The following is a 15663-nucleotide window of genomic DNA, read 5'->3' as shown; positions in this document are numbered from 1 at the left end:
CTGCGAAGCTGCGCTTCGGTCCCTGCTCGCCCGCCATTATTTGCAGAAAGCCTGAGACTAGGCGTCCCCGACGAAAGACTCAGGCTTTTTTGCATTTCTGAAGTTCAATGAGTGGACGGTGCAGTGGTACGTGCGCCTTTGGTGCGAACAACACTAAGGAGCTCACCGGAACCTTGTGGCGTATCAACCCATCCCTGGTGTTCCCCTCCTGTCGACATCCTGTCTCCACCTCACCAAACTGCGAAGCTTCGCTTCGGTCTTGGTTCGCCCTGCCAGCCGCTACGGACCTGTTCGGTTGAAGTGGTTCGGACTTGGCATATTACGAGCGAGACCTTCCAGTGACGGTGTCCTGTCGGTTGTTGCCTTGACCCTCCATGGCTGTCAGAACAGATCTGCTCCGCCACCCTCCTGTCTGCCTGTTCGGCTCACTGGAATGCTGAGCATCGTTCGATGCTTGCTTGCGCCTCGACTTCGGTGAGCCGTGAAGCTGTGCTTTGGAATAGCTACACATTCTTAGGTTTGGTGTTATTCGGTCGGCGTTCCGAGCGTACTTATGTTTCTGTGCTGTGAGAGTATCTCGGTGTGTTACTTTGAGGCCAGGTGCTCTCTACGCCTTTCTGACGTCGTGCTTTCCCGGGATTGAACAAAAAGCTGGCTCGCTGAATTCGAGCTGAATTGAAGGAAGAGAAGCACTGACTTCACTAACTAAAGGCAGTATTCTTTGCGCTGTTCGCTATGGGGCCCTTATGCTGCGTTTCTCTCTTTTTCTCACATTGCTGGCTGCAAGCTTTTCACCCTACGCCACGGAGTCACAGAAACGGGGCAGGAATGCAGCGGTACCCATTGCCTTTACCACCTCCAGCATGGGTTTCTCACTTGGCGCCGCAGCTTCACTCCAGGGATTTGGGCAGGATCGGGCTCAACTTGTTGCCGTCGGTGCCTATTCGGAAAATGGCAGTTATGTGGGTTACTTGGGTGGGTTTAACTACACCTTCGACCCTAAGACTCGCCTCTATTTTGATCTGGAAACCTTTGTGGGCCAGTTCAACGAACAGACCCTCTACATAGAGCGTAAGGCGATCAGTACTCCGCCCGCAGGGAGTCATGGTTCGAGCATTGATGATGTTGTTTTCGGGGAGGAGCGACAGTTGACGCTCCAAGGCTCCATGCGTTATCTGTTGCCTATTGGTGCCGGGCGCAAGCCGGGTGGGCGTACGATGACGCTGCGCGAGGGCTTGCCGGTTGCCAACTCAGAGCCCGGTTTATTTGAACGGGAAGCTTATACCAGTCTGGAGTTGAGGCCGTTTTATGAAAAGCATCAGGTCCATGCATTATCCAAGGATTTTGTTTCTCAGGGGCTTTCCGTCCGGCTGGATCATGATGCACGCAATTTCATCCCCTCGCCAACGGCGGGTTACAGTTCGAGTATCGAGATATATCGGGACTGGGGGGGGAGTCAACGTACGGCATATACTCGGTGGGAGGCCCAGCACAGGCACTACTGGGATCTGGGGCGTTCGAGATGGGCTAAGCAGCAGTCTCTGGCATTGACCGCTTATCTGTCAGATCTACCAACGTGGGAGGGGGGCAGTGATAACCCGGCAGGAGGACCTGCATGGTTTTCGCAGTCGACCCTCGGCGGTTGGCACCGATTGAGGGGGTACAGTGGGGCCCGCTACCATGATCGCAGTGCCCTGTATTACGGTGCCGAGTACCGTGTGGTGCCACAGTGGCAGCCGCAGGGCGGGATCCCTTTTATTAATCGATATCATTTCCCATGGTATGAGTTGGCGTTCTTCGCCGGTGCCGGTCGGGTTCATAATGAGCCGGATCTGGAAACCTTGCATCGGGACATGGAGTGGTCGGCGGGGGCGGGGATCCGGCTCTGGGTCGAAAATGTTCTTGTGCGCCTGGACATGGCGTTTGCGAAGGATGATGCAGGACTGGTGGTCGCGATCAGCCAGCCATTTTGAAGCTGGGCGAGTTTGCCCCCCTCTCGTGGCGTTAAATCCTTTTTGAACGCTCTTTTAGGTGCTTTGCACAGTGTCTTTTTAATCAGCTTTATTCGCTGGTCGCCCTGGGGGATCGCGTCGGTTGTGGCCTTATTATGGATTGGAACCGTGCAACACTTTGGGGCGGCCTCGGGACGCGTTACAATGGTCCACTCTATCCCAGAGCGGTGGTGACCCTTGGGGTTCAAGGGTTCGGGGGCAAGGTGGCACGCCAAGCCAAATTGGCGCGTAAAACAATTGGTCCAGAACACTCTGGCTTTAGATTATTATGATTTTAATGGGGCGGTGTGTTTCACCGTCCTTTTCAGTTTGACGACAGTGTATCGGATTTAACATGGCGGAAACACAAGGTCGGCAACGCTCCGGCCAAAATGCAGTGACAGTCGATCAACTCAAGGTGCCGCCGCACTCACTCGAGGCGGAGCAGTCGGTGCTGGGTGGCTTGATGCTTAACAGCGATATGTTCGATCAGGTCGCCGAGAAGGTGGTGAAGGAGGACTTCTATAGCCGTAGCCACCAGTTGATCTTCGATGCGATGTCCGTCTTGTTGGAGCAGGGGCATCCGTTGGATCTGGTGACCGTGTCCGAAGAACTCGATAAGCGCGGCGAATTGGATTCGATTGGCGGGATCCCCTACCTGTCGGACATTGCGCGCAATACCCCGAGTGTGGCCAACCTGACGGCGTATGCCGGCATTGTTCGTGAGCGCGCAGTGACGCGGGAGATGATCAAGGTCGCCAACGAGATCGCCGATGCGGGCTTTAATCCCGAGGGAAGGGATTCTTCCCAGTTGTTGGATCTGGCCGAGAGCAAGGTATTCAAGATCGCCGAACAGAGGGCGAACAGCAACGAGGGACCAGAAGACATCAAAACCGTGCTGAACAAGACGGTGGATCGGATTGAACAGCTATTTAATAACCCCAACAGTGGCGGGGTAACCGGGGTTTCCACCGGGTATTCGGACCTGGATAAGATGACGGCCGGGTTGCAGCCTTCGGACCTGATCATTGTTGCGGCACGTCCCTCCATGGGGAAGACCACCTTTGCCATGAACCTGTGTGAACAGGCGGCGATGAACGAAGATAAGCCGGTGTTGATCTTCTCCCTGGAGATGCCGTCCGAGCAGATTATGATGCGTATGCTCGCCTCTCTTGGTCGGGTCGATCAGACCCGGATCCGGACCGGTGAGTTGGACGACGATGATTGGGCTCGCGTCTCTTCCACCATGGGGTTGATGATGGAGCAGGGCAAGATGTACATCGATGATGGCTCGGGTTTGACACCGACAGAGGTGCGCTCCCGCGCTCGCCGGGTCGCTCGGGAGCACGGTGGGATCTCCATGATCATGGTGGATTACCTGCAGTTGATGCAGGTTCCTGGGCTGTCTGAAAACCGAACCCTGGAGATCGCCGAGATCTCGCGCTCCCTTAAGGCATTGGCCAAAGAGCTCGAGTGTCCCGTGGTAGCGCTGTCGCAGTTGAACCGCTCTTTGGAGCAACGAGCCGATAAAAGGCCGGTAAACTCGGACCTGCGTGAGTCTGGCTCCATTGAGCAGGATGCGGATTTGATCATGTTTATCTACCGTGACGAAGTTTACCATCCGGATACCGCAGAAAAGGGCCTGGCCGAGATCATTCTCGGTAAGCAGCGTAATGGCCCCATCGGCAAGGTGCCGCTGACCTTCCAGGGACGTTTTTCCCGCTTTGATAATTACGCCGGTACCACCTTCGAGTACGACGAGTAACCCATGCGTTTTTCCCCGGTGGCGGAGATCCGCCGCAGTGCATTAAGACATAACATTGCGCGTTTACGCGCCTTGGCCCCCAACAGCAAGGTCCTGGCGATGGTGAAGGCCAACGCCTACGGCCATGGGTTGGTCAAACTGGCCCACTGGCTTGATGATGTCGATGGTTTTGGCCTGGCTCGCATCGAGGAAGCCCTGGCCCTGCGAGGCAGTGGGATCACTGCCCGCCTGGTGTTGATGGAGGGGGTGTTCAGCGAGGAGGATCTGGAGCAGGCGGCCAGTCACCAACTCGACGTGGTGATCCACGATGAGCAGCAGGTACGCCTGCTTGAGCGCGCCACCTTGTCCCAGTCTCTGGTGGTGTGGATTAAGATCGACAGCGGGATGCATCGCCTCGGTGTCTTGCCCGAGCAGTTTCCGGCGCTCTATCGGAGATTGTCACTTTGCCCCAACGTGATCCAGCCCCTTAACCTGATGACCCACTTTGCCGTTGCGGATGAGCCGGGTAATCCGGGAACGGCAAGGCAGATCCAGGTGTTCAACCAGTTGGTCAAGGAACTCCCCGGTGAGCGCAGCCTGTGTAATTCTGCAGGAAGTTTAACCCGAGAGGATGCTCACGGTGATTGGATCCGACCGGGTTTGGCCCTCTATGGTGCCAACCCCATGGTTGGTGGCCGACCGCACCAGTTTGATCTATTGCCTGTGATGACTCTGCGTTCCAAGGTCCTGGTGGTGAGGAGCCTTAAGGCCGGTGAGCCGGTCGGCTATGGTCAAAATTGGCGTGCTAGCCGTGATACCCGAGTCGCGGTGATCGCTATCGGCTATGGCGATGGCTATCCACGCCATGCCGCGTCCGGAACGCCTGTGCTGGTAAACGGCCAGCGCTATCCCCTGGTTGGCCGGGTCAGCATGGATATGATCACGGTTGAGGTGGGCGATGCACAAGTTCAGACCGGCGACGATGCCATCTTGTGGGGGGAGGGGTTGCCGGTGGAGGAGATCGCCGAATGTGCTGAAACCATCCCCTATGAATTACTGTGTGGAACTACAGCCCGGGTGCACCAGCGCTACGTGGATTGATCCGGGCCAGCATGACGCAGGTACCGCACGACACTTCCTTCTTCTCGTCTTGCTGTGGCACAGTACTGCGGTCATATCGAACAAAAAGGAAAAACGTCATGGCCCAGTGGTTTCAAAAGCACTTCACGCTTCCACCCAAGCGGCGGGGTTTTCACTTGATAGATGACGAGGTGCTTGCCCAATTGCCCGAGTTGGCTCGATGCAAGATGGGTCTGCTGCATCTGTTTATTCAGCACACCTCTGCCTCTCTGACGCTCAACGAAAATGCCGATCCCACCGTGCGTCTCGACTTCGAAGCGCACTTTAATCAGGTCGCACCCGAGAATGCCCCCTATTACCGCCATACCTACGAAGGCCCGGATGATATGCCTGCTCACCTGAAGGCCAGCCAGCTGGGCAGCAGCGTCTCCATTCCGGTAAGTCAGGGGCGCCTGATGACCGGAACCTGGCAGGGGATCTATCTTGGCGAGCACAGGGATCGGGCCTCGGGCCGGACCCTGATTGCCACCCTGCAGGGTCAGTTCGAATGAATGTAATTTCGTCTGTCAATTTGCCTGGTGAAGTTGGCACAAAAGGGGTTTGAAAAGGGAGTTTTTGGTTAATTTTTGCCCATCCCGGTGCTCTTTCGAACCTTGGTTGATGTTTTTATTTTCCACTGCTTGTTGCTGAGAGATTTGGTTTCATGCACTGCCTGTCTCTGAACTTTGTGGGGAAATGAACCGGCATGGAGTCGATCATAATGTTATTCGGCGTTACTCATAAATCAGGTTGATGTAGCCTCTTCTGTTTCCGTATTGAGATTTTGTTATTCTGCGTGAGTATTTGGGCGAATTTTGCGCCACTCGCTTACGAGACAACGAAATCTTAACCTGCCACCGCGTCAGCAGGGCAGGTTATAGGGAAGTTCAGAATAAGAGCATTACAATCAGGGAGCGCGCTGTACATGGCAAAAACCATAATCAAAGCCGTGGGATTCAGCCTATTTGTGGCATCGGTATTGCCGATGGCACAGGCGGCATTTGTGCCAGAGGGCACGCAACTGCATCCGGTACAGGAGCTGGTGCGGGGTAATGGCTCCGAGCCAGCCTCACTGGATCCGCAAAAAGTGGAGGGCACCACGGGCTCCACCATCACCAAAGACCTGTTCGAAGGGCTGGTGCAGCAGGATGCCGACGGCAATATTATTCCTGCTCAGGCCACCCACTGGGAGGTTTCGGAAGACAACAAGACCTTTACCTTCCATCTGCGAGAGGGGATTAAGTGGTCCAATGGCGATCCGGTTACCGCACACGATTTCGTCTTTGGCTTTCGTCGGGCGGTCGATCCGGCCACGGCGTCTCGTTACGCCTGGTACCTGGAGATCGCCACCGTTACCAACGCTTCTCAGATCATCCTCGGGAAGATGTCACCAGAAACCCTGGGCGCGGTGGCCCTGGATGATCGCACTTTCCAGGTAACCCTGGAAAAGCCGGTGCCCTACTTTGTTCGCATGCTGGCCCACCAAAACACTTTCCCCACACCGCAGAAAGTGGTGGAGCAGTTTGGCGATCATTGGACCCGTCCGGAGAACATGGTCACCAACGGGGCTTATACCCTGGATCAGTGGGTAGTGAATGAGCGCATCGTGCTCAAGCGCAGCCCCACCTACTGGGACGATGCCAACACCGTGGTGAACAAGGTGACCTATATGGCCATCGTATCGCCCAACACCGAGTTGTCCCGTTACAAGGCCGGTGAACTGGATATCACCCTGACGATTCCCCTTGAGCACTATAAGTCGCTGAAGAAGGAGATCCCGGATGAGATCCGCACCACGCCCTATCTCTCCATGTACTACTACGAGTTCAACACCAAGGTGCCCCCCTATGACGATCCCCGGGTGCGTAAGGCGTTGTCTATGGCGATCAATCGGGAAGCCCTGACCACTTACGTGCTGGGTCAGGGCCAGCGCCCTGCCTACACCTTCACCCCTGCCGCCGTTAACGGTTTCGAGCCGCCTGTAGTGGAGTACGCCACCTGGACTCAGGAGCAGCGCATGGCCGAGGCCAAGCGACTGATGACGGAAGCGGGCTATGGACCAGAGCGTCCGCTGCTGATCAACCTGCTGTATAACACCAGTGAATCCCACAAGAAGATCGCCATCGTGATCGCTCAGTTGTGGAAGCCGCTCGGGGTGCAGGTCCGACTGGAAAACCAGGAGTGGAAAACCTTCCTGGATACCCGTAACCAGGGACGCTTCGAAGTGGCTCGGGCTGGCTGGGCCGGGGATTACAACGAAGCCTCTACCATGCTGGATGTGATGCTCTCCAATCACGGCCAGAACAAGGGTAAGTGGGCCAACGATGAGTACGATGCCATCATGGCCCAGTCCCGCCTGGTCGCCGATGATACCGAGCGGGCCAAGTTGTACACCCGCGCCGAGGAGATCATTGCCGAGGAGATGCCGGTGATCCCTGTGTATGAGTCGGTGATCAGTCGTCTGGTCAAGGAGTACGTAGGGGGTTATCCGATGAACAATGTCGAAGACACCATCTACACCAAGAACCTGTACATCATCGCCCACTAAGAGGCGGGGTGAGGAAGTTTGCGCCGTTTCGGCGCAGGGAGTGAAGGTATGTTTCAATTTACGGTGCGTCGCCTGGCCATGGCGATCCCAACTCTGTTTATCCTGGTGACCCTGTCATTCTTTCTGATGCAGTCGGCGCCGGGCAGCCCCTTTACCGGGGATTTCAACCTGCCGCCAGAGGTGCTGGCCAACATCGAGGCCAAGTACCACCTGGATAAACCCATGTGGCAACAATATCTCTACTACCTGAAGGATCTGGCCCAGGGTGATCTCGGACCCTCCTTCAAGTACCGTGATTACAGCGTCAACGAACTGGTGGGACAAAGTTTCCCCATCTCCATCAAGCTGGGGGTGGTGGCCTTTATCTTTACCGTGATCTTCGGCAGTGCCCTGGGGACGGTGGCGGCGCTTAAGCAAAACAGCTGGATCGACTACACGGTGATGAGCCTTGCCATGGTGGGGGTGGTTTTGCCCTCCTTTGTGCTGGCGCCTGTCCTGGTGCTGATCTTCGCGGTGAAACTGGGCTGGTTGCCGGCCGGGGGCTGGAACGACGGTGCCTGGATGTACATGGTTCTGCCGGTCTCGGCCATGGCGATCCTCTATATGGCGTCCATCGCCCGTATTATGCGCGGCTCCATGATCGAAGTGCTCCACTCGCCCTTTATCCGCACCGCCCACGCCAAGGGGTTGCCGATGAAGCATATCATTCTCAAGCATGCGCTTAAGCCGGCCATGCTGCCTGTGGTCTCTTATCTGGGCCCCGCCTTCGTCGGGATCATCACAGGCTCCGTGGTGATCGAGACGGTCTTTGGTATTCCGGGTATTGGTCAGTACTTTGTCAACGGCGCCCTCAACCGTGACTACTCACTGGTGCTGGGCCTGACCATCCTGGTGGGCACCTTGACCATTCTGTTTACGGCCATTGTCGATATTGTCTATGGCCTGATCGATCCGCGCATTCGAGTGGAGAGCTAAAATGCAGACCATGATCCAAAAACAAAATAATGAAGCGGTCGAAGCCTTTGCTGAAGAGCTGGAAGTGGAAGGTCGCTCCCTCTGGGCCGATGCCCGTCGTCGATTTCTACGCAACCGCGCCGCGGTGGTATCCCTGTGCGTGCTGGCGGTGATCGCCATTTTGGTGGTGATAGGTCCGGCCCTGTCCCAGTACAGCTTCGATGAGATGGACTGGGCCAACATGGCCTCCCCGCCGTCCCTGAGCAATGGCCACTATTTTGGCACCGATTTTCTGGGGCGGGATCTCTTTGTTCGTACCCTGGAGGGGGGACGGATCTCCTTTATGGTTGGGATCCTCGGTGCCCTGGTGGCAGTAGCCATCGGTACCCTGTACGGCTCCATCGCCGGCTATGTCGGCGGTCGCACCGACAGCATCATGATGCGGACCCTGGAGATCCTCAACTCCTTCCCTTTCATGTTTCTGGTGATCTTGCTGATGACCTTCTTCGGTCGCAGCCTGTTTCTGATCTTCCTGGCCATCGGGGCCGTGTCCTGGCTGGATATGGCGAGGATCGTGCGCGGCCTGACCCTGGGTCTGAAAAAGAAGGAGTTTGTTGAGGCCGCGATCGTTTCAGGCACCCGCACCAAAGACATCATCCTGCGCCATCTGGTGCCCAATACCCTGGGGATCGTGGTGGTCTATGCCTCCCTGCTGGTGCCCTCGATGATCCTGTTCGAGTCCTTCCTGAGCTTCTTGGGGCTTGGGGTGCAGGAGCCCTACACCTCCTGGGGTGCCCTGGTGAACGAAGGGGCCATGACCATGGAGATTGCCCTCTGGCAGCTGGCGTTTCCGACCGCTTTTCTGGTGGTGACCCTGTTCTGTTTTAACTACATCGGCGACGGTCTGCGTGACGCGCTGGATCCTAAAGATCGCTAAGGAGGCGTTATGAGCTTACTGACAGTCAAGGACTTGAATGTCCAGTTCACCACGCCGGATGGTAATGTCACCGCGGTAGATAAACTCAGTTTCGATCTGGCCCCGGGAGAGACCCTGGGGATCGTCGGCGAATCCGGATCCGGCAAGAGCCAGACCGCTTTTGCCATCATGGGGTTGCTGGCGAAAAATGGCCTGACCGAGGGCAGCATTCGTTTCCAGGATCAGGAGATCCTGGGCCTGCCACCCAAGGCACTTAATAAGATCCGTGCCGAGCAGATCGCCATGATCTTCCAGGATCCCATGACGGCGCTCAACCCCTACATGAAGGTGGGCGCCCAGCTGATGGAGGTGTTGATCCTGCACAAGGGGATGAGTGCCAAGGATGCTTTTGAGCACAGCGTGAAGATGCTGGATGCGGTCAAGATCCCCGAGTCCCGCAAACGTATGGATATGTATCCCCATGAGTTTTCTGGTGGGATGCGCCAGCGGGTGATGATCGCCATGGCGTTACTGTGTCAGCCCAAGTTGCTGATCGCCGATGAGCCCACCACGGCGCTGGATGTGACCGTACAGGCGCAGATCCTGGAGTTGCTCAATGAGCTGAAGCGGGATCTGGGAACCGCCATCATCATGATCACTCACGATCTTGGGGTGGTGGCCGGTCTGTGTGACAAGGTGATGGTGATGTACGCCGGTCGTACCATGGAGTATGGCACCACGGATCAGGTGTTCTATCAGCCGACTCATCCCTATACCCGTGGCCTGCTCTCCGCCATTCCTCGCCTGGAGGGCAATGACGAGGTACTGCCGACCATTCCTGGAAACCCACCCAACCTGATGGCCCTGCCGCCCGGCTGCCCATTCAGTGCGCGTTGCGCCAATGCTTCGGCCCAGTGTCGTGAAGAGGCTCCGGCCCTGGTTAACTTCGAGGGCAGTCGTCAGCGTGCCTGCCATAAGGATATTGCGGAGGTGGTAGCATGAGCCAGCAGGTATTACTGCAAGCCAAAGGGATCAAGGTACGCTTTGGCATCAAGAAGGCGCAGAAGTGGCCTTGGGATCCTGTGCCGCAGCTCAAAGCGGTGGACGGCGTCTCTTTTGAGGTGAAGGCCGGCGAGACCCTGGGTGTGGTGGGGGAGTCCGGTTGTGGCAAATCCACCCTGGCCCGGGCACTGATCGGCCTGGTGCCGATCAGCGAAGGCGAGGTGCTGTTTAACGGTCAAAGGGTGGATCACGATGATCCGGTGGCCATGAAGGCACTGCGTAAAGAGGTGCAGATGATCTTCCAGGATCCCCTGGCCTCCCTTAACCCACGGATGACCGTGGGGGACATCATTGCCGAGCCGCTGCGCAACTATTACCCGCAGTGGAGCAAGGAGAAGGTGGTGGACGAAGTGCGGGCCATGATGGCCCGGGTCGGTCTGCTGCCCAACGTGATCAACCGTTACCCCCACGAGTTTTCCGGTGGCCAGTGTCAACGCATCGGTATTGCCCGAGCGCTGATCTTGCGGCCCAAGCTGGTGATCTGTGATGAGCCCGTGTCGGCACTGGATGTCTCGATCCAGGCGCAGGTGGTGAACCTGCTCAAGGAGCTGCAGCAGGAGATGGGCCTCTCTCTGGTGTTTATTGCCCACGACCTATCGGTGGTGAAGCACATCTCAGACCGGGTCATGGTGATGTATCTGGGGAACCAGGTGGAGACCGGCAGCAGTGCCGAACTCTATGGCAACCCTTCCCATCCTTACAGCCGTGCCCTGTTGTCGGCGGTCCCTGAGCCCGATCCCAAGGGGGAGCGGGAGAAGCAGATCATCCTGTTGACCGGTGAGTTGCCATCCCCCATCAGTCCGCCGTCAGGTTGCGTGTTCCGGACACGCTGTCCGGCGGTTTGTGATGACTGCAGCCGGAACCGGCCGCAGCTGCAGTCCCTGGGCGGGACCCACGAGGTCGCCTGTCCGCGCTACGATATCGCTGTAGCCTAAGGAGCAACCAAGGCGTCGCAATGCGGCGCCTTTTTTTATCAAGGAATGGATGTGAATGAGTTTTTTGAGACTCGCCGATTGATTGTGCGGGCACTGTGTGAGGATGACATTGAACCCATGCTCGCCGTCTACGGCGATCTGGAATCGATGCGCTGGGTGGGTGATGGCAGTACCCTGGATCGGCAGGAGTGCCACCATTGGTTGTCGGTAACGGCCAACAACTATCGACGTCATGGCTATGGCATGTCGGCATTGGTGGAGAAGTCCAGTCGGGCCGTGATCGGTTTTTGCGGCCTGGTACACCCCTTGGGGCAGGATGATGCAGAGCTCAAGTACGCGATCCTGCCCCAGTTCCGGGGCAACGGACTGGCTCGCGAGGCGGCCGAAGGGATGTTGAGGCACTACCCGCTGGCGACCGTGGTGGCCAGTATTGCTCGCGACAATCTTGCCTCACAGCAGGTGGTGCGAGGGCTGGGTTTTGTGCTCGATCAGCGCAGTTGTGAGCCGAACTGGTACAGCTACAGGCGAGACATGGCTTAGGTAAGAGGAAAAATCCAGGCAGGGGGCGCTCGGAGCTGCTAAACCATGATTTGCTGATTTAGGTCAAGTCACTGGCGGTTGGGCCGGTGGCACAATGGTTTTGACCCACCAATATGAGGAAAGTGTGATGATAGTTCCAGACCACAGCCTGGTGAACGAATTTCCCGCCCACATTGAGTTAATCCAGGAACTCAACCTCTCCGATAATCAATTCCATACGCTCTACAACCAATATCATGAGATCGATCGTCAGGTCAGGCGGATCGAAGAGGGACTCGAGAATGCCTCGGACGATGTGCTTGAAGGGATGAAGAAGCAGCGTCTGAAACTCAAGGATGACCTGTTTAACCGTATCCAGACGGCCAGTTAAGCCTCGCCCTGGAGGATGGCTGGAACGGTTTTGTGCTTAGTGCAAGAGATATTGTGCTGATCAAAAAAGGAGGCCCGGCGGCCTCCTTAGGTTTCAACCGGACTTGAGGTTTAATCGATCAAGCCGTACTGCTCGCGCAGGATGGCGATGATCTCCGATTTGGGGTTGTCTGATAGGACAATCTTTTCGCCGGTGATCTTCTCAGCGATGTCGGTGTAGGTTTTGGACACGGCCATCAACACCTCGGTGGGCAGGGCATTGTCGCGGGCCAGGGCGCTGCGCTCTTCCATACGGTCCTTGTTGAGCAGGATGTCGGGATCCGGGAAGTGGCTCAGCAGCAGTTGACGGAAGCCTTCCTTGGAATTCTCAACCACCTTGCCGTCACGGTAGTTCGGGCCATCCCAGATCCGCGAGGAGTCCGGCGTGCCCACTTCGTCCATGTAGATCAGCTTTTCCTGACCGGCGGCATCGGTGACGTAGCCAAACTCGAACTTGGTGTCGATAAACACCTGGTCCAGCTGGGCCAGGGCATCGGAGATCAGATCGAAGCCCTCTTTGAGCAGGACTTCGTAGCGGTCGATGTCCTCCTTGCTGCGGAAGTTGAAGGCCTCGAAGTTGTCTTCGATGTTTTGACGGGTGATGTTGACGTCATCCACCGCTGGAACGCCTGGAATGCCTTCCAGAATGCCCTTGGTGGATGGGGTGATCAGCAGCTCAGGGAGTTTCTGATCTTTCTCCAGTCCTTCCGGCAGTTCGATGCCACAGAAGTTGCGTTCACCCTTGGTGTAGGCACGCCACATGGATCCTGTGATGTACTGGCGGCAGATCGCCTCGATCATCACGGGCTTGGCTTTTTGCACGATCCACACAAACGGATGGGGAATATCGAGAATGTGGCTGTCGGCCAGGCCCTGCTCTTTGAACAGACGGAACCAGTGGTTGGAGATGGCATTGAGGGCTGCCCCTTTGCCTGGGACTCCGTTCATGCCACCTTCGCCGTGCCAGATGCAGTCGAAGGCGGAGATCCGATCGGAGATCACCATGATGGCCAGGGGCGCATCGCTGGCGACGTCGTAGTTCCGCTCTTTAATCAGTCGACGGCTGTCGGCTTCGGTCAGCCAGTAGACGGAGCGGACTTTACCTGAGTGCACCGGCAGATCGGTGCGGATGGGAAGATCGTTGTTAACGGCCAATACCTGGTCGGCAAGACTCATGATCACTTTCCTGTTTTTGGGGGTTGTAGGGTCGGGGAGTCACTGTGGCGTTTTTGTTTTATTGCTCTTTAGCTTGGGTGCATGCACCCAGATCCCCGTTGGCGCGGATGATAGCAGATCTCAAGAGTAGGCCAAACTATGCTGCTGTTTTTTTGTGCTAACTTTTTGTTCGCTGGCGTCTGTGGCCACGGGTGGTGGCCCAATAGAAAGAGCCCACCGCTAGGGTGGGCTCCTTACCTCAGTGGCGGCGCTGATACATGGCGTCGATCTCCTTTGCGAAGATCTCATTGATCACTTTGCGGCGCAGCTTGAGGGTCGGCGTCAGCTCTCCCTGATCCATGCTAAAGGGGCGAGGCAGCAGGGTGAACTGCTTGATCTGCTCATAGCCCGCCAGCTCAGCCTGGGCGGCCATGACACGCTGCTCCATCTCAGCCTGAATCTGGGGAAGGGCCACCAGCTCGGCGTCCTCAGTAACGTTCAGGCCCTGGGCTTTGGCCCATTCGGCCAGGGCGATAAAGTCTGGCACGATCAACGCAGAAACGAAGTTGCGGCCGTCGGCGATGATGGCGATCTGCTCGATCCAGGGTTCCAGGGCAACGATCCCCTCGACTCGCTGTGGGGCGATGTACTTGCCGTTGGAGGTCTTCATCAGCTCTTTGATGCGATCCGTGATGTGCAGCCTTCCTTCGTTATCCAGGTAGCCGGCATCCCCGGTTTTGTACCAGCCATCCACAAAGGCCGCCTCGGTGTCTTCTGGGCGCTTGTAGTAGCCGGGCATGATGGTGGGGCCTTTGACCAGGATCTCGTCGTCTTCGCCGATCCGTACCTTAAGATCCGGCAGCGGCAGGCCAACCCCTGTGGTGGCGATGCGGTCGAGGCGGTTGCAACTGACCGTGGCACTGGTTTCGGTGGCGCCGTAGCCGTTGAGCAGCGGAATGCCGATGTATTGGAAGAAGGCGTTGATTTGGTCGTCCAGTCGGGCGCCGCCGGCGGAAACAAACTTGAAGTTACCGCCCAGGGCTTCGCGCAGCTTGCTCAATACCAGCTTGTCGGCGATGGCGTAATACAGCTGGCCCAGCTTCACCCGCTGGCGGCCGGCCTGATCCGCCTTGAACTGACGGCGGCCCTGATCCAGTGCCCAGCGAAACAGCAGGCGCTTGATCAGCGGCGCCCCCGCCACTTTGCCGATGATGGTGCTGTGGATCTTCTCAAACAGGCGCGGTACGGCGCACATCACCTCGGGCTTCACGGTCTGCATCGCTTGCTGCACGGTGGCCGGATCGCTGACGTAGGCATTACAGCCGCCGCTGCACAGCACATAGAGGCTCCAGCCGCGCTCATAGACATGGGACAAGGGCAGGAAGGAGAGCGACAGGGTACCTGGGGTAAGCGGTACAACCTGCTCATGTTGCTGCACTATGCCTGCAAAGTTCTGATGGGTCAGCATCACGCCCTTGGGCTCGCCGGTGGTGCCGGAGGTGTAGATCAGGGTCAGCAGCTCATCCAGGCGGGGATCTTGCTGGCGGGCAGCCAGCGCGTCGGCCTGGTCGTCGTTATTCTGGGCCAGCAACTGCGCCAGGGTGATGCTGGGCACCGCGCCGTCCGCCGGGGCGATGGCATCGGACATTAACACCAGGGTTTTCAGGCTGGGGCACTGGGCCGCGGCCTGGCAGGCTTTATTGTACTGCTCTTGATCGCCGACAAACAGCACGGCGATCTCGGCGTCATTGACTATGTAGCTCAGCTGCTCGATGGTGCTGGTGCCATACACGGGCACACTGACCGCACGCAGGCGCATGATGGCCAGATCGGTCTGGACCCAGGCCAGGCTGTTGGCACTGAAGATCCCCACCTTGTCCTGAACCGCGACGTTGCGCGCCAGCAGCGCATGAGACAGTTGCGTCACCTGTCGATCCAGTTCCGACCAAGTCAGGCTGTGCCACTGATCGTCTCGTTGATATTGCAGAGCCATCTGATCGCTGCGGGTAGCCACTTGCTGGGCCAGCAAGCGGGAAAGGTGGTAGGGGGCCAGATCGACGGACATGGGCGCTCCAAGGGTTATGTATTAGAGTGATTATTCCATGCTAGGCGCAACCGGACATTTTGCGTGATCCCGATGCACCAAATAGTGGCAGTGGATCACACTCTTTCGCTCCTGTCAGGTGTCAGTGATTTGATCTTTCAGGCATTTGTTTTGGCGCCGGCAGGCTGATAGGTGTGAACAAGCCGGGTTGCCCCGGCTTGTTGGTGTTGGCTGTTTAGTGCGAGGC

The 15663-nt window shown here is 57.2% G+C and carries 13 protein-coding genes; 11 read left to right on the top strand and 2 right to left on the bottom strand.

The window, feature by feature from the left end:
• Nucleotides 1-746: 746 nt before the first annotated feature.
• The 11 genes from AC2D8U_RS10465 (at nt 747) to AC2D8U_RS10415 (ending at nt 12179) form a co-directional block, all read left to right on the top strand.
• Nucleotides 747-1973, top strand: coding sequence for a hypothetical protein (locus AC2D8U_RS10465; RefSeq protein WP_484618979.1), 1227 nt, complete (start codon nt 747-749; stop codon nt 1971-1973).
• Between the two features lie 373 nt (nt 1974-2346).
• Complete coding sequence (gene dnaB, locus AC2D8U_RS10460) at nt 2347-3756, top strand: replicative DNA helicase (RefSeq protein ID WP_484618978.1); 1410 nt, start codon at nt 2347-2349, stop codon at nt 3754-3756.
• 3 nt (nt 3757-3759) lie between these two features.
• Nucleotides 3760-4836 carry an alanine racemase gene (gene alr / locus AC2D8U_RS10455; RefSeq protein ID WP_484618977.1) on the top strand — a complete coding sequence of 359 codons (1077 nt, stop codon included), beginning with the start codon at nt 3760-3762 and terminating at the stop codon, nt 4834-4836.
• Between the two features lie 98 nt (nt 4837-4934).
• Nucleotides 4935-5366 (top strand): secondary thiamine-phosphate synthase enzyme YjbQ, encoded by a 432-nt coding sequence (locus tag AC2D8U_RS10450; RefSeq protein WP_484618976.1) that lies wholly within the window; start codon nt 4935-4937, stop codon nt 5364-5366.
• A 413-nt stretch (nt 5367-5779) separates the two neighbouring features.
• Nucleotides 5780-7402 (top strand): ABC transporter substrate-binding protein, encoded by a 1623-nt coding sequence (locus AC2D8U_RS10445; RefSeq protein ID WP_484618975.1) that lies wholly within the window; start codon nt 5780-5782, stop codon nt 7400-7402.
• A 48-nt stretch (nt 7403-7450) separates the two neighbouring features.
• Nucleotides 7451-8377 carry an oligopeptide ABC transporter permease OppB gene (gene oppB / locus AC2D8U_RS10440; RefSeq protein WP_484618974.1) on the top strand — a complete coding sequence of 309 codons (927 nt, stop codon included), beginning with the start codon at nt 7451-7453 and terminating at the stop codon, nt 8375-8377.
• Nucleotides 8378-8387: 10 nt separating this feature from the next.
• Nucleotides 8388-9293: an oligopeptide ABC transporter permease OppC gene (gene oppC / locus AC2D8U_RS10435; RefSeq protein ID WP_484619003.1), complete on the top strand. Its 906-nt coding sequence runs from the start codon at nt 8388-8390 to the stop codon at nt 9291-9293.
• 9 nt (nt 9294-9302) lie between these two features.
• On the top strand, nt 9303-10274 hold the full coding sequence (oppD, locus tag AC2D8U_RS10430; RefSeq protein ID WP_484618973.1) for an oligopeptide ABC transporter ATP-binding protein OppD: 972 nt from the start codon (nt 9303-9305) through the stop codon (nt 10272-10274).
• The gene (gene oppF, locus AC2D8U_RS10425; protein ID WP_484618972.1) at nt 10271-11269 is read left to right on the top strand and encodes a murein tripeptide/oligopeptide ABC transporter ATP binding protein OppF; all 999 of its coding nucleotides are present in this window, start codon (nt 10271-10273) and stop codon (nt 11267-11269) included. Before oppD ends, oppF begins: the two co-directional genes overlap by 4 nt.
• A gap of 51 nt (nt 11270-11320) precedes the next feature.
• Nucleotides 11321-11809, top strand: a complete 489-nt coding sequence (locus AC2D8U_RS10420; protein WP_484618971.1) for a GNAT family N-acetyltransferase — start codon at nt 11321-11323, stop codon at nt 11807-11809.
• 127 nt (nt 11810-11936) lie between these two features.
• The gene (locus AC2D8U_RS10415) at nt 11937-12179 is read left to right on the top strand and encodes an HP1242/YdcH family protein (RefSeq protein WP_484618970.1); all 243 of its coding nucleotides are present in this window, start codon (nt 11937-11939) and stop codon (nt 12177-12179) included.
• Nucleotides 12180-12289: 110 nt separating this feature from the next.
• Here AC2D8U_RS10415 and AC2D8U_RS10410 read toward each other — a convergent pair whose 3' ends face one another.
• Nucleotides 12290-13393 (bottom strand): phosphoribosylaminoimidazolesuccinocarboxamide synthase, encoded by a 1104-nt coding sequence (locus tag AC2D8U_RS10410; protein ID WP_484618969.1) that lies wholly within the window; start codon nt 13391-13393, stop codon nt 12290-12292.
• 238 nt (nt 13394-13631) lie between these two features.
• Entirely contained in the window at nt 13632-15437 is a 1806-nt protein-coding gene (locus AC2D8U_RS10405; protein WP_484618968.1) for an AMP-dependent synthetase/ligase, read from the bottom strand.
• Nucleotides 15438-15663 lie beyond the last annotated feature (226 nt).

Source organism: Ferrimonas sp. YIN67, from assembly GCF_057219095.1.
Note: the sequence above shows the minus strand (reverse complement) of the source record. Positions and strands in the feature narration are given on the sequence as shown.